Raw genomic sequence first — 17743 nt, 5'->3', positions numbered from 1 at the left:
GTCTGCCGGAGTTGACGGAACTGCAGGAATTGCAGGAAGGGGAGTGGCTTCGCCGTGCGTCGCCATCGGGCTCAGGACCAGCTCTGGTACGGAAGGCTGTTGCACGCCCAGGTGCGGAAGCCCTGGGAGCTGTCCTCGATGCAGCGGCCGGTGTTGATGTTCGTCAACTGGCGCGTCCCGTCCCCCCAGACGTGCAATCTCCACTGCTGCGGATTCGACCCGTTGCAGCTCCAGGTGCGGAAACCGTTGACGGTGTCGTCCATGCACCGGCTCGTGGCCTGGTTCTGGAACGACTGGACGGCGTCGTACGTCCTCGCCTGGCCGGCAGACCCGGAGGTGGCGGCCAGGGCGCCGGTCGCCGGGGTGAGGGAGGCGAGGGCAAGGGCCCCGCCGAGCAGAAGCGTTCGCGTGACGCGCATGTGATCCGTCGTCTCCTTCGTGTCCGTGGGACTGGCTGGCCACAAACTAGGAGTTGAGGGAGGGGGCAGGGCACCCGGAACCATCCGGAGTGACAGCGGCGTTCGCGACGCATGGTGCTTGCCGGGCCCGGCCGCGGAGATGGCGAAGGCGCGCTGCCGGGGCTCCCGCGTACTGGACGTACTCGGGTGCCCCGGCAGTGCGGCGAGGTGCGGTGCCGGGCGGCGCGGGCCAGGCAAGATCCGAAAGAGACGGCCTAGGTCATCGCCGGCCCGGCATCGTTCAGCCAGGCCCACTCCGACCACGTGGCGAAGCCGGTCTGCCACTTGTGGTAGACACCGGCGTGACTGGTGGCGAAGACCTCGATGCGGCCGTCGGCGTTGTTGCCCGCGGCGATCTCGGTGCCGCCGCCACCGAAGGTCTCCCACTCCGAGAACGGGGCGTTCGGGCGGGTCTGCCAGGCGTGGCTCGCGGCGTTGGCGTTGATCGCGTACACCTCGACCCGGCCGTCGGCCGACCGCGCGACGGTCAGCTCGGCGTTGGTGATGCCGCCCATGCCCGCCCACTCCGACCACGAGGTCGGGCTGGTCTGCCAGCGGTGGAACACACCGTTGGCATTGGAGGCGAACACCTCGAGCCTGCCGTCCTGGTTGTAGCCGACGGACAGGTCGTGACCGCCGCCGCCGAAGTTCTCCCAGGCGGACCAGCCGCCGTTGACTCCGGTCTGGTAGAGGTGCTCGAAGGTCGAGTCGGAGAGCGCGAAGACCTCGAGGCGCCCGTCGGCCGCCGTCTCGATGGCGAGCCGGGAGTTCGCCGGGCCGCCCGCGGTGCCCTCCCAGCCGGCCCAACCGCCGCTGGGCGCGGTCTGCCACCGGTGGAACACGCCCGTCGCGTTGGAGGCGAACACCTCGATGCGGCCGTCGGCGTTGTTGCCCGCGGCCAGTCGGTATCCTCCTCCGCCGAAGTTCGCCCAAGCCGACCAACTCCCGCCGGGCGCGGTCTGCCACATGTGGTCGAAAGTGCTGTCCGACAGCGCGAACACCTCCAGTCGGCCGTCCGCGTTGGATGCCACGGCCAACTGCGCGTTGCGCGGCCCCCCTTCGAAGCGCCACGGCGACCATGCGCCGTTCACCGCGGTCTGCCACGAGTGGTACACGCCGTCCGCGCCGGCGGCGAAGGCCTCGAGCCGCCCGTCCGCGGACCGCCCGGTGGTCACCCGGCCCGACGCGTACGGGTGCTTGGGGCCGCCTGCGCTCGTACCGGACCACAGGGCGTTGGCGATGAGTGCCGCGTCGTCCGCCTCGATGGCGTACAGGCCGCGCAGGTCCTCCCTCGGCCGCTGAACGTTCCAGCACACTTCTCCGATCGCCTCGTTGTTCCACGAGCCGCCCGGATACATCCGCTCCACCTCGTCGAAGAAGGCGTTGGTGGCGTAGACCGGGTCCAGACGCTCATCCCGGGTTCCCCACCAGTCCTGCTGCTGGAACAGCCCGAGACTGGTGTAGTCGACGGCCTGGGCGTAGTTGTTGAGGCTGGACTCCACGATGACCGTGGCGATGGCGATGGTCGCGGCCCTCTGGTTCAGGCCCCGGTCCTTCACCGCCTGCGTCACCATCCGTGCGCAGGACACCTTGTAGGCGTCCAGGTAGCCGGCCATCTTCGCGTGCAACTGGGGGTTGAGCTGGTCGGCCATGATGCCGTCGGTGGCCGACGCGCCGGCCGGATCGCACGGCACGGTCGGAATGGCGAAGCCCTGCGGGCCGCTGAAGTACCGCGAGACGCCGGAGCGGTCACCGCCCGGGCCCGGAACGGGAGCGTGCGCGGCGGAGGCGATCGAGGCTGTCATACCGATGACCAGCGCCCATATGCCGGCCACGAAGGCCAGCCTGGTGAACATGCGGCACAAGCCGGATATCGCCATGGTGTTCCCCTCTGTCGTGAAGTGAAGTGCGCGGTATCCGCTGGGCCTTCGGCTGCCGACCGCGGCGGCCGACCTGTTCGACGCGCGTCGGGCACCGGCCGGAGGAGTCCGGGCACACAGAGTTCACCGGGCACCATCGCCCCTGTCACTCCGGATCGTTCCGGATGCTTCCCACGGCACCCCCACCACTACGCTGTCGACCGCATGGGCCGGACCGGCCGGCCGACCGGCTCGGAGGCGCAGATCTCCCTGCTCGGACCGGTCCAGGCACGGCAGGACGGGCGGCCCCTGAAACTGGGGCACTTGCGCCGGCAAGCCGTACTGGCCGCGCCGGCACGGTACGCGGGCCGGACGGCCCATCAGCAGGAACTGCGCGACGGCGTCTCGGAGATGGAGCCGCCGGTCGCCAACGTGGCGCTGGCGTACGTCTACCGGCTGCGCAAGACCCTGCACAACGGGGACGGCCGCCCGGAGCGGCGGCGGCCGAGGCTCCCGGGGGTGCGGCGTTCACCTCGGCGTTCACCTGACCGTCGAGCAGCACGTCGGTGCTGCCCATGATGACCCCGGCGTGCGCGTGCCGGTAGACGTCCAGCTTCGTGATCGGCCGCACCCAGGCCTTCGGCCAGGTACCTGTTGTAGCCCTGGACGTAGCCGCTGATGGTGCTCTGGTGCTCTGAACTGCCGTAGCGGTCCGAAGTGCGCTTCGATCGGGTTGGCCCAGGAGGCGTAGGTCGGGGTGAAGCACGGCTCGACCTTGTTCTGGGCCGCCCACCTGCGGATTCTCCAGTTCAGGTGGGCGGAGAGGTTGTCGAGGATCACGTAGATCGGGGCGCCGTCCGGGCGGGCGGCCCGGATCGTTTTCAAGGCGGCCCAGGTGTGGTCGATGCCCTTGCGGCGCCGGTTGATCCCCCACATCTGGTCGTCGCCGACGGAGTAGCAGCCGTGGAAGTAGGTGATTCCGTGGGTGCGCCGGTAGGTGGCCGGCAGGCGGTCGGGCCGGGTCTGCTCGGCCCAGCAGGAGCCGGCGGTGGGGCGGATTCCCAAGGGCCCGAACTCGTCGAACGCGAAGGTGCGGTCCGGCCGTTCATTGATCGCGTACTCGATCCGGGCGAGTTTCGCGTCGAAGGCCGCATCCGGGGACTCCTTCCAGGTCTTCGTGCGCTGGAAGGAGATCCCGCGGCGGGCGAGTAAGCCCCGCAGGGCCTCCCGGCCGATGAGGACGGGGCGGGCACAGTTGCGCCGCAGGTGATCGGCGAGCTTGCGGATCGACCAGCGGGTGAAGGGCTTGCCCAGCACGGTCGGGCGAGTGGTGGCCGTCTGGACGACGAAGTCCTCGTCGTCACGATCGAGAAGGCGGGGACGGCCTCCCGCCCAGCGAGGTTTCAGGCATGCGAGCCCGATCTCGTTGAGCTTGTGGATCACGTCGCGGACGGTGTCCTCGTCAGCCTGGACCAGGCGGGCTATGACGGGGACCGTGCTGCCGCCGGCCGAAGCTAGGAGCATCATCGCCCGCCGAAACCGCACCGAACTCGTACTGCCCCGCCGGACGATGTGCTGGAGCTTCTGGCCTTCCTGCTCCGTCAGCCCCCGAACCCGGACCGGTTTCGCCATCCCGCCTCCCCACGCTGCTTGGAGAACTCATTTCCAACCAGCACAACGAGCAACCCGGTGAACGTTCCCGGTCACAGCACTAGATGTCGGCCGGCGCGCAGATGTCGCCCTTGGCCGCGGCGCACCCGTAGCCCGTGCCCGGTCCCTGCCGGTCCGAGGCGATGAAGTGCGGGATTCCGTACGCCGCCGGCGGCGGTCCGGCAGCTCCCCCTACCGCCCTTAGCCGACGCGCCCACGCCTGTCAGTCCGGAATTCTCCGGGGTCTCCCGGCCCGCGCGCCGTTGCTACCTTCCAGACGCATCGTCAGGCTCCCGATCAGGAGGACACAGTGAGCGCGCAGCACCCCAGCCGCAGGAGCATCCTGAAGACCGCCGGCGGCCTCTCGGCCGCGATGGCCATGGCCGGCGCGGGAGTCCTCGCCGCCGCGTCAACCGCTTCCGCCGTCGGTGACGGCTTCGGCCTGCGCATCACGGAACGTGGCGAGCAGGATCACCGTATGTGGTACTACCGGTTCCAGACCTCCGCCATCGGCGGCTGGACCCCGGCCGTCAACGTGCTGCTGCCCGACGGCTACCACACCAGCGGGCGCCGCTACCCCGTTCTCTACCTGCTCCACGGTGGCCTGGAGGACTTCATCACCTTCGACGCGCACCACGACATCCGGGGTCTGACGGCCTGGAAGGACCTCATCGTCGTGATGCCCGACGGCGGGCGCGCCGGCTGGTACTCCAACGCGCTGAGCTCCAATGTCGGCGCCCGGAACTGGGAGCACTTCCACATCGCGCAGCTGATCCCGTGGATCGACGCGAACTTCCGCACCTACGCCGAGTACGACGGCCGCGCCGTCTCCGGGTTCTCCATGGGCGGCTTCGGCGCCCTGAAGTACGCGGCCAAGTACTACGGCCACTTCGCCTCGGTCAGCGCCCACTCCGGCCCGGCCAACCTGCGCGGGGGCAATGGTGATGTGGTGACCCACTGGGCCAACGCCTCCTCCGCCGCGGTGGAACTGGGCGGCGGCAGCGTCTACGGCGTGCCCTTCTGGGACCAGGCCCGGGTCAGCGCGGACAACCCGTGCGAGCGCGTCGAGAGCTACCGGCACAAGCGGGTCTTCCTGGTCGCCGGCACGAGCCCCCAGGACATCCAGGGTTACGCCAACGAGACCGTGGTGCTCGCCACCCAGCGGGAGTTCAAGTGGCACCTCGACCGTGCGGGCATCCCCTACGAGCAACATGAGGTGGACGGCGGCCACTGGGTCCGCCGGAATCTGCTGCAGGACGACATCAACGGCGTCATCGGCCGGCTGCGCAAGGCGTGAACGGCCCCCTGAGCCGCGTTCTCGCGGCGACCGCCGTCCTCCTTTCGGCGCTGTCGGCGCTGGCCGCCACGGGGCCGGCCGCGGCCCGGACCGCCGATCTCACCGCGGCCTGTCCTACCACCGGGCCCGTGTCCCAGCACTTCCACAGCGGCCACAACGGCGTCGACATCGCGGCCGATGTCGGGACACCGATCTACGCGGTGGGCGACGGCGAGGTGACCATCTCCGGATACACCGGCGACTACGGCCAGTGGATCCGCGTCCTGCACCCCGACGGGAGGATCTCCGAGTACGGGCACATGTCCAGGCGGGACGTCTTCGAGGGCGACCGCGTCGTGGCGGGCCAGCAGATCGCCCTGGTGGGCGCGGAGGGCACCAACGTAGACGGCCCCCACCTCCACCTGCGGATCTGGGGGGACCGGTCCACCTCCTACGGCATCGACCCCGAGGCCTACCTCGCGGAGCGCGGCGTCGTGCTGCCGTGCACCCCGGGCAGCGGTCCGCGGCCCAAGCCGTTGGTGTATCCGGCGGAGTCGGGCCGGGTGGTATCGGCGCGGTCGGCGGACGGACGCCTCGAGGTGTTCGCAGCCGGCGCCGATGGTGTGCAGCATGCCTGGCAGCAGGAAGTGAACGGCAACTGGTCGGCCTGGGAGCCGCTCGGCGGGCCGGGCAACGCCGAACTGGCGATCGCACCCAACGCCGACGGCCGCCTGGAGATGTTCGCCCTGGCCGGCGATACCTTCCAGCACCGCTGGCAGCTCTCTCCCTCCGGCGGCTGGTCGAACTGGGAGACCTTCGGCGGCGGCGGGCGCGACACGGCGGCCGGGGTGAACGCCGACGGCCGGATCGAGGTCTACGCCTCCAACCCGTCCGGCCTCTTCCACAGGTACCAGGTCGCCCCCAACGGCGGCTGGTCGGACTGGGAGCCCACCGGCGGAGGCCCCGCCAACGGCCGCGTGGAGATGGAGAAGTCGCCCGACGGCCGGCTGGAGGTGTTCGCCCTGGGCAGCGGCACCTTCCAGCACAAGTATCAGACGGCCCCCAACGGCGGGTGGTCGAACTGGGACGCCTTCGGCGGCGGCGGCCACGACCTCACCGTCGATCACAACGCCGACGGCCGCCTGGAGGTCTTCGCCTCCGGCCCGGAGGGTGTGTTCCACAAGTACCAGACGAGCCCGACCAGTTGGTCGAACTGGGAGCCGACCGGTGGTCCCGCCGACGCGCAACTCACCAGTGTGCGCACAGCGGACGGACGGGTCGAGGTCTTCGCGATGAACGGCAGCACGGCCATGCACGCCTGGCAGACAGCCGTCAACGCGTCGTACGGCGGCTGGTCCGCCTTCGGCGGCGGCGGCACCGAAGTCACGGCGGTCGCCAACGCCGACGGGCGGATCGAGGTCTTCGGGTCCAGCCGCGCCGGCACCTACCACAGGTGGCAGACCGGCTTCTCCAGCTGGTCCGACTGGATGTGGCTCAACAACACCGCCGGCCCCGCCCTCGACTGACGCCTTCCGACCGCCCGAACCCGACCCGTGGTCGGCCGTGCCCGCAGGGGCCCGGCCGACCAGGCGGTCTCCCTGGAGAGACTCATGCTTCCGATCAGCAGACGGAACCTGTTGCTGGGCGCCGCAGGGGCGGGCGCGCTCCCGTTCCTGGGCAACGGCCGGGCCGCGGCCCGGGCCGCCGACGCCGCACCGCCCGCTCGATGGGTCGGCGCGGGACCCTTCACGTACGTCTACGACCCCTCCACCTCCGATGGCCCGCGCTATCTCAACGACCACACGCTGATCAAGGCGCAGGGCCGCTGGCACCTGTTCAGCATCGTCGGACGCAGCGCGCCGCGCGGTGAATCCCCCGACAGTACGAGGGAGACGTCCTTCGCCCACGCCTCCGCGCCGAGCCCGAAGGGTCCGTGGACCACCCACGCCGACGCGCTCACCGTCGCCCCGTCCTACTTCGGCGAGGAGCACCTGTGGGCGCCCCACGTCGTGGAGGCGGGCGGCAGGTTCTGGATGTTCTACGCGGCCGGCGGTGCGAGCGGCGCCGCGATCAACCTCGCCACCTCGTCCGACCTGTTCACGTGGACGCGCGAGCCCTCCGGCCCGTTGTTCCGCGGGCTCGCGGCGCGTGACCCGATGGTCCTGCGGGTCGGCGGCGAGTGGGTCATGTACTACACGGAACTCTCGGGCCCGGGCGGCCGCCATGTCGTGGCCTGCCGGCGGTCCGCGGATCTGCTGCACTGGAGCGAACCGGGCACCGTGTTCACCGACGCGACCACGGACACGACCGTCTCGGTCACCGAGTCTCCGTACGTCGTGGAACGGGACGGCTGGTACTACCTGTTCATCGGGCCGCGGGGCGGCTACGAGGGCACGGACGTGCTGGCGTCCCGGGACCCCTTCCACTTCGACCTCGCCGGCTACGCGGGCCACGTACCCGGTCACGCCGTGGAAGTGGTCGCCGACGGGGACACCTGGTACGCGAGCGCCGCGGGCTGGTTCCGGGGCGGCCTGCACGTAGCACTCCTCCAGTGGCGGGACACGCCACCGCCGTGGCAGAGCACGGACAACCCCGTGGCCGGCCTCGACGCCGCCGGCCGCCTCACGGTGTTCGCGCTCGACGCCTCCGACCGCTCGATGCTCCGGCGTGTCCAGCTCGACCCGGACACCGACACCTGGTCGCAGTGGGAGGAGTTCGGCGGGCCGGCCGGTGCGGTCCCCACGCTCGGCCGCAACGCCGACGGCGCGCTCGAGGTGTTCTCGCTCGCCCCGGAGGGCGCCAACCTGCACCACCGGGCCCAGCGTCCGGACGGCGGCTGGTACGACTGGGAGGAGTTCGGCGGCCCGGCCGCCGCGGCCCCGGCCGTCGCCCGCGGCGCCGACGGCCGGCTGGAGGTGTTCGCCCTGAGCCCCGGCGGCGCCTCCGTCGCCCGGCGACGGCAGGGGGCGCCGGGATCCCCGGCCTGGGACCCGTGGGAGACGGGCTTCGGCGGGGCCGCGGGCGCGCCACCGGTGGTCGCGGCGAACGCTGACGGCCGGCTGGAGGTGTTCGCCCTCTCGCCCGGCGGCGCCGGGATCTTCCACCGGTGGCAGGAGACGCCGGGCGGCGCCTGGACCGCCGCGTGGCAGCGCTTCGGCACCGCGTCCGGCGCCGCGCCGCGGGTGGCCCGGGACGGCAGCGGCCGGCTCGCCGTCGCCGCGATCGGACCGTCGGGCGTGGGAACCTTCAGCCGGCGGCAGTCCGTGCCGAACGGAGGCTGGGACGAATGGCTGCCGATGTTCGGCTGGAGCGCCGCCGCCCCGGCGTTCGCCGCCAACGCCGACGGCCGCCTCGAGGCGTTCTCGCTGACGCCCGGTGGCGCCCGGCTCGACCACCGCTGGCAGACCACCCCCGGCGGAAGCTGGGATTCCGGCAAGGAGTTCGGTGAGCCCGGCATCAGGCTCGCCGCCCCGCCCGCGGCCGCTCTCGACCCCGCCGGACGCACGCACGTCTTCGCCGTCACCACCGAGGGCCGGATGCGCACCCGCGTCCAGGCCCAGCCGAGCGGCGGCTGGCGGCCGTGGACGGCCTTCGGTGACCGGGCGGTCGCACCCGTCGTATCGGGCGGTCCCGCACTCTGAGCCGGGAGTGCGGATCGCGCCAAGTGAAAGAGTCGAAAGGTCGGTTCCGCGGCGCCGTGACCCCACGGCGCAGGTGACCTTCCCCACCCCGGCAGGTCCCGGACGGGACGTCCGCGACCGGGGGCGGGAGGGCGGATCCCGCGCGGGCGCCCACGGCGACGGTACGCGGTCCTCGCCCGCCGCGGCACGACGACTTCCGCCGATCCGCTCGCCAGAGAGTCGAAAACGACCCCAAACCGCCACCGCCGACACAGAGTCGGGGTGACCCGGGACACAGCGGCGCCGACCGAGCGGAGGGGGCCGGCGAGCCTCCCGGACAGGGCCCTCGGGAGCCTCCCGGGGCAGCCGGTGCGGGCAGTCCGGCCCGGCGGCCCGGCCCGCCGGACCACCCCGGCCGAAGTGGCTGAAGTGCGCCGATGAACTCCCTTGAGAGATGAGTATTGTTCCACTCACGGTCAGGCACGACGTGGGGAACGGGGGGAGCGGTGAGCGGTGTAGTCGTCCATCTGCCGCAGGGGTGTAGTGGCGCCGACGGCGGCGAACCGAACGGCGACGCCGTGACGTTACGCCTCGGACCGGGCGAAGTCGCCCGCTTCGGACGCGGCTCCGCCACGATCCCCGTAGAGCTCCGTCTCGCCGACGCGGCGATCTCCCGGCTCGCCGGTGAGATCCGCGTGACCGATGACCACTGGCAGTTGACGAACCACAGCACCACCCACAGCTACCTCGTGGAGAACCCTGAGGGCGCCGGCGAGTACTTGAGGGTTCCGCCCCGCCGGGTGGGGGCGCCCGTCCCGTTCGAGTTCTCACGCGTCGTGCTGCCCACCCGCAGCGATGTCCCCGTCTCCTTCCAGGTGTTCGCACCCGACCACATCTACCTGGATCCGGAAGCCATGGGCGCCCCATGGGGCCGCCTCACGGTCACCGCGTACTCCCTGGACGAAACGGCCACGTACTTCCTCGTCCTCGTCGCCCTCTGCGAACCGCGCCTGCGCGACCAGTCCCGCGTCGCGGTCCCCACGACCCCCCAGATCGTCGAACGGCTCAAGGGCCACGCCGCCTGCACCACCCTGACCGCGCGCGCGGTCAGCTCGCACATCGACTACCTCGCCGAGGAGAAGCTGCGCATCGGCGCCTCGGACCCGCGCGAACCGGGCAAGGGCGACCGCCGCAACGGCAAGCGCGAGGAGATCGTCGGGCTCGCGCTGCGGTTCGGGCTCGTGCGCGAGGAACACCTGACGCTGCTGCCACCTCTGACGGGGGCCGGCGGACGGGAGCGGCAGACCGCGCGATGACGACGCCCCACGCCCTGCGCGACATCACGGAATGCGACGGCACGGACCTGCTCCCACCCGGCCACCGGGTGCAGGGCTGGACGATCACCAACCTGATCGGGGCCGGCGGCTGGTCCACGGTCTACGCCGCACAGCCCGCCGACAGGCACCCGGCCCCGGCCCGGACCGGCCGGGCTCCCGCGCACCCGTCCGCGGCACCGGCGGACATCGCGCTCAAGATCATGCCGACCGCCGGGTACGCTCCGCGCCAGACGCGCAGGATCGTGGAATCCGCCCGCCGGGAGGTCGAACTGGGGCGCAGGGCCGGGCACGCACGGCTGATCCGCCTCCTGGACTCCTTCGTCCTCGAGGCACCGGACCGCCCCGCCCTGGACGGCGCGATCGTGCTGGTCATGGAGCGGGCCGCGGGCAGCCTGCGCGAACTCCTCGACGCCGGGGTGGCCGAGGCCGACCGCGCCCGGCTGATCGCGGGGATCTGCGAGGGGCTCGCCCACCTCCACCGGTCGGGTTGGGTCCACGCCGACCTCAAGCCGGAGAACGTCCTGCTGGACGGCGACCGTTCCGTGAAGCTCTCGGACTTCGGGCTCGCCACCCGGATGACGGGAACCCACGGGTACGCACCCCCCATGGGCACCCTGGACTACCTTCCGCCCGAGCGCTGGCGGGCACCCCTCGGCGAGCTGGGCGTGAAGGTCCGGCCGAGTGCCGACATCTGGGCCCTGGGCATCATCATCCACGAGGTGTTCGGCTCCGGCGCCTCCCCGTTCTCCGGCGCCACGCCGATGGCACGGGGCGCCGCCGTCCAGGAGTACGGAGAAGGGCGCGCGCCGCTGCGCATGGACCAGGCCGTGCCGCCGTTCTGGCGCGCACTGGCCGCCGACTGCCTCGCGCCGACCCACGCGGCACGTGTCCAGCACACCGCGGAGAGCCTGCTCGCCCGCATCGCCGACGAACAGGCGGCGCGGGGGAGGGGCGTGGGACGGCTGTTCGGCCGGGCCCGCACCGCGATCCTCACCACCGCGCTCTGCGGGATCGCCGGTACGACCCTGTGGTCGGACGCGGCACGGGCGAGCTCCTCCGCACTGGAGGGCCTGGAGCGCGCGGCGGCCGGCACGATCCGGGTGTTCAACGCGGAGAAGGCCTGCCAGGAGCGGGCCGACCGGGACCCGCAGTGCAGTCTGGGCCTGGCGATCGACCCGATGCTCCAGTACACCGCGGACAACGTCGTACCGTCCCGGGTGTGGCACGGCGACGTCCTCGCCGTCGACTGCCAGTTGCCCGACGGTCGCGCCGTCATCGACGAGGCGGACCTGCAGTCCACCCGCTGGTTCCACGTCCGCCTCCCGCCCGGCTCCACACCCCCCGCAGCGTGGCTCCCCGCCGTCCGCACGAAGGACCGCCCGGCCCTGCAGGGATGCCCGCACCCCGCGACCGGGCGCTGACGCCCCGGCGCGCGAGCGCCGGAGCCGGTCGAACGCCGCACAGTCGTGGTGCCGCCGATTCCAGGGAGCACGGGGGCCTAGGGACAGGGCGGGAAGGGTCCCGGTGTTCGCGGTGAGGGCGCGCGGAGCTTCGGCGGCACTGGCAGGTGTCGGCCGCTGCCGACGATTGCAGTATTGCTCCCATGTGACCAGCGGAGTCGTGTGCGCCCACGGGGCCCGCTCACCTGCAGGAGTCCATGGCACTCGTCTCCACGATGTTCGTGTCCGGGGCCGCGGTTGAGCAGGTGCGGGGCCGAGGTGCTCGCCCATGTCCTGCACGGCGTGCGGGCGGGTGAGCCCGTCACCGCGGCCGCGGCCCGCCGCATGGAGTGAGCGGCCGGCTTCCGGCTCAGTCGCGGGCGGAGGCGGGAGCGACCGTGACGGGGTACGGGATGAACGTGGTGCTGTTCTCGTCGATGGCCAGGGCCCGGCCGAGGGGCGGGACGGCCCGCTGGGGGCAGTCGAGGCGTTCGCAGAGGCGGCAGCCCATGCCGATGGGGGTCGCGGCCGACCTGTTGTCCAGGTCCAGGCCGTCCGCGTACACGAGCCGGGAGGCGTGCCGGATCTCGCAGCCGAGCCCGATCGCGAAGGTCTTGCCGGGCTCTCCCCAGCCGCCGCGGTGCCGGGTGACGGCGCGGGCGGTCCACAGGTAGCGCTGCCCGTCGGGCATGGCGGCGATCTGGACGTGGATCCGGCCGGGCGCGGCGAAGGCCTCGTACACGTTCCACAGCGGGCAGGTTCCGCCCGCACGCGAGAAGTGGAATCCGGTGGCGGACTGCCGCTTGGACATGTTTCCGGCCCGGTCGACCCGGACGAAGGAGAAGGGGACACCGCGCAGCCTGGGGCGTTGCAGGGTGCTCAGGCGGTGGCAGACAGTCTCGTAACCGATCCCGAAGTGGTCCGTGAGCCGCTCGATGTCGTAGCGGAACTCCTCCGCCGCGGTGTGGAACGCCCTGTACGGGAGGATCAGGGCGGCGGCGAAGTAGTTCGCGATGCCGATCCGCGCCAGGGCATGCGTGGGGGAACCAGGCGTGAAGTCCTCGGTGGCCAGCCGGTCGAGTTCGTCCCCGTACTCGATCAGGGCGAGCTGGGTGGCCATCCGGAAGGCCTGCTGTCCCGGGCGGAGCCGGTTCGACAGATGGAGTACCCGGGCGGCGGCGTCGAAGCGGTGCAGCCGGTCGGAGTCCTCGCAGACGCGGATCCCGTGGCGGTCGGTGAGGCGGCGCGTGAGCGCGCGGATGACGTCCCCGGGGCGGATGCCGATCTCGCCGGCCAGGCCCTCGGCGGCGAGGTCGGTGTCGTGGAGGTAGTTCTGCCGCCGGTAGAAGAACTCGCGGATCTCCTCGTGGGGCGAACGCGGAGCCTCCGCCACCGAATCGCGGCCGTCGGCGGCGTCGGCGAGCCGCTCGGCCAGCAGTTGGCTCCGTCGGCCCAGGTCCAGCAGCACCGAGGCCACGGCCGGCATCCGGGTGGCCAGCTCCGCCAGATCCGAGGGGGACACCCGGGCCTCGGCCACCTGCTGGGCGAGGGCCTCGCGCAGGTCGGCCACCATGCGGCTGGTGTCACGCTCCGAGAAGAATCCGGGATCCACCCCGAACGCCTCGGTCAGCCGCAGCAACACCGGGACGGTGAGCGGGCGCGAGTCGTGCTCCATCTGGTTGAGGTAGCTGGGTGAGATGCCGAGGACCCTGGCCAGGTCCGCCTGGGTCATGCGGCGCTCCTCGCGCAGCCTGCGCAGGCGCGCCCCCGCGTACGTCTTGCTCACCGGACTCCTCCACCGTCGGACGGGCTCCGTCAGCATAGGGGGACTTCGCCCACTCCAAGGCTTTGCAACCTTGGCAAAACAGGCGTCGAAGATTCGCAAACCTTGGCAGCCGTACCACCTTGATGGCACCCAGTGCCAATGTCAGAGTCGGTCCTGCGGCCAGCCGGAACCGGTAGCCGGAACGGACCCTGGATCCCCGATTCATGCCCTGATGTCGGCGATCTGGTCAGCCCACTTCCGGCGGATCGGCAGTATTGCTCAGCTCCGCCCCCACAGGCGGGTCCGGCGGTTGCACCTCTTACTCAGGCACAGAGTGTCAGCGCTCGGTCTTCGGTCCTGAGCATTGGCAGGACAAGCGACGGATGGAAACGGTGACGGTCATGGCAGAGACGAACACGACGGCGGCGGCCGAGCAGCTGAAGCAGCGGTGGGCGGATGACCCGCGGTGGGCGGGCATCGAGCGGACGTACACCGCCGAGGACGTGGTCCGGCTGTCCGGCAGCGTCCGCGAGGAGCACACCCTGGCCCGGCGCGGCGCCGAACGGCTGTGGCGCCAGCTCCACGAGCAGGACTACATCCACGCGCTGGGCGCCCTGACCGGCGGCCAGGCCGTCCAGCAGGTCCGGGCGGGCCTCCAGGCGATCTACCTGTCCGGCTGGCAGGTCGCCGCCGACGCCAACCAGGCCGGGCACACCTATCCGGACCAGAGCCTGTACCCGGTCAACTCGGTGCCGCAGGTGGTCCGCCGGATCAACAACGCGCTGCTGCGCGCCGACCAGATCGCCACCGCCGAGGGCGGCCACGACCGTACGGACTGGCTGGCGCCGATCGTCGCCGACGCCGAGGCCGGCTTCGGCGGACCGCTGAACGCCTTCGAGCTGACGAAGGCGATGATCGCGGCGGGTGCGGCCGGCATCCACTACGAGGACCAGCTGGCCTCGGAGAAGAAGTGCGGCCACCTCGGCGGCAAGGTCCTCGTCCCGACCTCGCAGCACATCCGCACCCTCAACGCGGCCCGCCTCGCCGCCGACATCGCCGACACCCCGACCCTGATCATCGCCCGCACCGACGCCCTGGCGGCGAACCTGATCACCAGCGACGTCGACGAGCGCGATGCCCGGTTCGTGACGGGCGAGCGCACCGCGGAAGGCTTCTACCGGGTGCGGAACGGCATGGCCCCGGTGATCGCCCGCGGTCTCGCCTACGCCCCGTACGCCGACCTCATCTGGGTCGAGACGGGCACCCCGGACCTCGCCCAGGCCCGCGAGTTCGCCGAGGCGATCCACGCGCAGTACCCGGACCAGATGCTGGCCTACAACTGCTCACCGTCCTTCAACTGGAAGGCGGCGCTGGACGACGACCAGATCGCCAAGTTCCAGCGCGAGCTGGGCGCGATGGGCTACCGCTTCCAGTTCATCACCCTGGCCGGCTTCCACTCCCTCAACCACGGCATGTTCGACCTGGCCCGCGGCTACGCCGAGCACGGCATGACCGCCTACGTGGACCTACAGGAGCGGGAGTTCGCCGCGCAGGCGCAGGGCTTCACCGCGGTCAAGCACCAGCGCGAGGTCGGCACCGGCTACTTCGACCTCGTCTCCACCGCCGTCAACCCCGCCTCCTCCACCACGGCGCTGGCCGGCTCCACCGAGGAAGAGCAGTTCCACTAGGAATCCCCGCTCCCAGCCGGGCCCCGCGGCAGCCGGCCCGCGTCCTGCCACTTGCCGTCCGACGGCGCCCGAGGCTCCTCACCGCCCCGGGCGCCGACCGCCCCACGACGAGGAGAAGATCCGCATGTCACTCAAGCCCCTGATCAGCAGTGTCCAGGTCCTCGGTGTGCCGGGTGAGCGCCACGAGGAGATCCTGACGGCCGAGGCACTGGAGTTCATCGGCCGGCTCGACGCCGCGTTCGCCGACCGCCGCCTGGGCATCCTCAAGGAGCGGCGCCGCCGCTCCGCCCACCTCGCCGACGGCAAGCAGCTCGCCTTCCCGCTCGCCACGCGAGCCGTCCGCGACGACCCCCACTGGCGGGTCGCACCTCAGGGCCCCGGACTCGCCGACCGCCGGGTGGAGATCACCGGGCCGCCCGAACGCCGTATGACGGTCAATGCCCTCAACTCCGACGCCCGGGTGTGGATGGCGGACTTCGAAGACGCCACCGCGCCCACCTGGGACAATGTCATAGGCGGTCAGCTGAACCTGCTCGACGCCATCGAGCGCCGCATCGACTTCACCACCGCCGAAGGCAAGGGGTACCGCCTTGGCGAGAACCTCTCCACGATCATGGTCCGCCCGCGCGGCTGGCACCTCACCGAGGAGCACCTGGAGATCGACGGCCGGCCCGTGTCGGCGTCGCTCGTCGACTTCGGCCTGTACTTCTTCCACTGCGCACAGCGGCAGATCGACGCCGGGTACGGCCCGTACTTCTACCTCCCCAAGCTGGAGAACGCCCACGAGGCGCGGTTGTGGAACGACGTCTTCGTCCTCGCACAGGACCTGCTCGGCATTCCGCGCGGCACTGTCCGGGCCACCGTCCTGATCGAGACGATCACGGCCGCCTTCGAGATGGAGGAGATCCTCTACGAACTGCGCGAGCACAGCGCGGGACTGAACGCGGGCCGCTGGGACTACCTCTTCAGCCTCATCAAGACCTTCGGCCACCGCACCGACTTCCAGCTCCCCGACCGGGCCGCCGTCACCATGACGGCCCCCTTCATGCGCGCCTACACGGAACTGCTCGTCCGGACCTGCCACCGGCGGGGAGCCCACGCCATCGGCGGCATGGCCGCCCACGTCCCGAGCAAGGACACCGAAGCGAACTCCGCCGCGCTCGCGAAGGTCCGCCTCGACAAGGAGCGGGAGGCCGAAGACGGCTTCGACGGCTCCTGGGTCGCCCACCCCGGGCTCGTCCCCGTCTGCCGCGAGGTCTTCGACGATGTCCTGGGAGACCGGCCGAACCAGCTGGACCGGACGCGTGAGGACGTCGAAGTCGCGGCCGCCGACCTCCTGTCCGTCCGCCGGATCGCCGCCCCGCCGACCTCGGAGGGCGTCCGCTCCAACGTGGCAGTGGCGCTGCGCTACTTCGACGCCTGGCTGCGCGGCAGCGGGGCCGTGGCCCTGAACGGCCTGATGGAGGACGCCGCGACCGCCGAGATCGCCCGTGTCCAGATCTGGCAGTGGCTCCGCCACGACCGGGTGGACCGGGGGACGGTCCTCGACCTCCTGGACGCCGAATGCGCGGCCCTGGAGGCCGAGGACCCACAGGCACTCGCCCTCGAAGCCAGGGAGATCTTCGTGGACACCGCCCTATCGATGCAGCTCCCCGCCTTCTTCACCCCCGAGGCCTACACCCGCCACCTCGTCCGCCGCACCTCCCTCGCCGCGCAGGTGACCGCGTGAACACCCCCGTACAGCCGGACCGGATCCTGCGCGTCGGGGTGGTCGGCGGCGGCCAGATGGGAGCCGGAATCGCCGAGGTGTGCGCCCGCGCCGGACTGGACACCGTAGTCGCCGAGGCGGACGCCGCCGCTGCCCGCGCCGCCTGCGAGCGCGTCGCCGTCTCCCTGAAGCGCGCGGTCCAGCGCGGGAAGCTGGACCGGAGCTCCGCCGAGGACGCGCTCGCCCGTCTGCTGTTCACCGGGGACCTGGAGGACCTCGCCGACCGGCAGCTCGTCATCGAGGCCGTCACCGAGAACCCCGACGCGAAGACCGAGATCTTCGCCGCCCTCGACAAGACCGTCGAGGACCCGGAGGCCATCCTCGCCACGAACACCTCCGCCATCCCGATCATGCGGCTGGGCATGGCGACCGGCCGTGCCGACCGGGTGGTGGGTCTGCACTTCTTCAACCCCGTGCCCGTCCTGCCGCTCGTCGAGGTCGTGTCCTCCCTCCACACGTCGCCGGACACGCTCGCTTCCGTCGAGGCGTTCGCCCGCGACACGCTGGGCAAGACCACGGTCCGCTCCCAGGACCGGGCCGGCTTCGTCGTCAACGCCCTGCTCATCCCCTACCTCCTCTCGGCCGTCCGCATGGCCGAATCGGGCTTCGCCGGCGCGAGGGACGTGGACGCGGCCATGGAAACGGGCTGCGCCCACCCGATGGGTCCGCTGAAGCTGGCGGACCTGATCGGCCTGGACACGGTCACGGCCATCGCGGAATCGCTGTACGAGGAGTTCAAGGAACCGCTGTACGCCCCGCCCCCGCTGCTCCGGCGGATGGTGCAGGCGGGGCTGCTGGGCCGCAAGAGCGGCCGCGGGTTCCACACATACGGCCGGGTCTGAGGGGCCCGGCAGACCTCCGGCCATGAGGGTGCGCCGGAGGT

13 protein-coding genes are annotated in these 17743 nt (G+C 71.7%); 9 read left to right on the top strand and 4 right to left on the bottom strand.

The genetic code is table 11. The features are described from left to right. Positions 1-71 precede the first annotated feature (71 nt). Positions 72-419, bottom strand: a complete 348-nt coding sequence (locus AC061S_RS03715) for an RICIN domain-containing protein (protein ID WP_478684362.1) — start codon at positions 417-419, stop codon at positions 72-74. A 254-nt stretch (positions 420-673) separates the two neighbouring features. After that, the gene (locus AC061S_RS03710; protein ID WP_478684361.1) at positions 674-2338 is read right to left on the bottom strand and encodes a PLL family lectin; all 1665 of its coding nucleotides are present in this window, start codon (positions 2336-2338) and stop codon (positions 674-676) included. A gap of 204 nt (positions 2339-2542) precedes the next feature. Between AC061S_RS03710 and AC061S_RS03705 the strand changes: the two genes are divergently transcribed. Continuing rightward, a complete protein-coding gene (locus tag AC061S_RS03705) occupies positions 2543-2896 on the top strand; it encodes a hypothetical protein (RefSeq protein ID WP_478684360.1) in 354 nt (117 codons plus the stop codon). Here the strand turns inward: AC061S_RS03705 and AC061S_RS03700 are convergent. Continuing rightward, positions 2858-3949, bottom strand: coding sequence for an IS630 family transposase (locus AC061S_RS03700; protein WP_478684359.1), 1092 nt, complete (start codon positions 3947-3949; stop codon positions 2858-2860). The two genes, AC061S_RS03705 and AC061S_RS03700, sit on opposite strands and share 39 nt — an antisense overlap. A 391-nt stretch (positions 3950-4340) precedes the next feature. Here AC061S_RS03700 and AC061S_RS03695 point away from each other — a divergent pair, with 391 nt between their 5' ends. The 5 genes from AC061S_RS03695 (at position 4341) to AC061S_RS03675 (ending at position 11621) form a co-directional block, all read left to right on the top strand. After that, positions 4341-5264, top strand: coding sequence for an alpha/beta hydrolase (locus AC061S_RS03695; protein WP_478684546.1), 924 nt, complete (start codon positions 4341-4343; stop codon positions 5262-5264). An 8-nt stretch (positions 5265-5272) separates the two neighbouring features. Continuing rightward, positions 5273-6769, top strand: a complete 1497-nt coding sequence (locus tag AC061S_RS03690) for a DUF8189 domain-containing protein (protein ID WP_478684545.1) — start codon at positions 5273-5275, stop codon at positions 6767-6769. Between the two features lie 84 nt (positions 6770-6853). Next, positions 6854-8884: a DUF8189 domain-containing protein gene (locus AC061S_RS03685; RefSeq protein WP_478684358.1), complete on the top strand. Its 2031-nt coding sequence runs from the start codon at positions 6854-6856 to the stop codon at positions 8882-8884. A gap of 485 nt (positions 8885-9369) precedes the next feature. Continuing rightward, the gene (locus AC061S_RS03680) at positions 9370-10179 is read left to right on the top strand and encodes a serine/threonine protein kinase (protein ID WP_478684357.1); all 810 of its coding nucleotides are present in this window, start codon (positions 9370-9372) and stop codon (positions 10177-10179) included. Continuing rightward, the gene (locus tag AC061S_RS03675) at positions 10176-11621 is read left to right on the top strand and encodes a serine/threonine-protein kinase (RefSeq protein ID WP_478684356.1); all 1446 of its coding nucleotides are present in this window, start codon (positions 10176-10178) and stop codon (positions 11619-11621) included. The genes AC061S_RS03680 and AC061S_RS03675 overlap by 4 nt, the downstream gene beginning before the upstream one ends. Positions 11622-12009: 388 nt before the next feature. On the opposite strand, the gene AC061S_RS03670 is transcribed toward AC061S_RS03675, so the two are convergent. Beyond that, positions 12010-13425, bottom strand: a complete 1416-nt coding sequence (locus tag AC061S_RS03670) for a short-chain fatty acyl-CoA regulator family protein (RefSeq protein ID WP_478684355.1) — start codon at positions 13423-13425, stop codon at positions 12010-12012. 380 nt (positions 13426-13805) lie between these two features. Here AC061S_RS03670 and aceA point away from each other — a divergent pair, with 380 nt between their 5' ends. From aceA to AC061S_RS03655, 3 genes are all read left to right on the top strand, one after another. Beyond that, complete coding sequence (gene aceA, locus AC061S_RS03665) at positions 13806-15092, top strand: isocitrate lyase (RefSeq protein ID WP_478684354.1); 1287 nt, start codon at positions 13806-13808, stop codon at positions 15090-15092. Between the two features lie 124 nt (positions 15093-15216). Continuing rightward, positions 15217-16821 carry a malate synthase A gene (gene aceB, locus AC061S_RS03660; RefSeq protein WP_478684353.1) on the top strand — a complete coding sequence of 535 codons (1605 nt, stop codon included), beginning with the start codon at positions 15217-15219 and terminating at the stop codon, positions 16819-16821. Beyond that, positions 16818-17702, top strand: a complete 885-nt coding sequence (locus AC061S_RS03655) for a 3-hydroxybutyryl-CoA dehydrogenase (protein ID WP_478684352.1) — start codon at positions 16818-16820, stop codon at positions 17700-17702. Before aceB ends, AC061S_RS03655 begins: the two co-directional genes overlap by 4 nt. Positions 17703-17743: the final 41 nt, after the last annotated feature.

This window comes from Streptomyces sp. CA189, from assembly GCF_056428985.1.
This window is presented reverse-complemented; position numbering and strand designations above follow the sequence as displayed.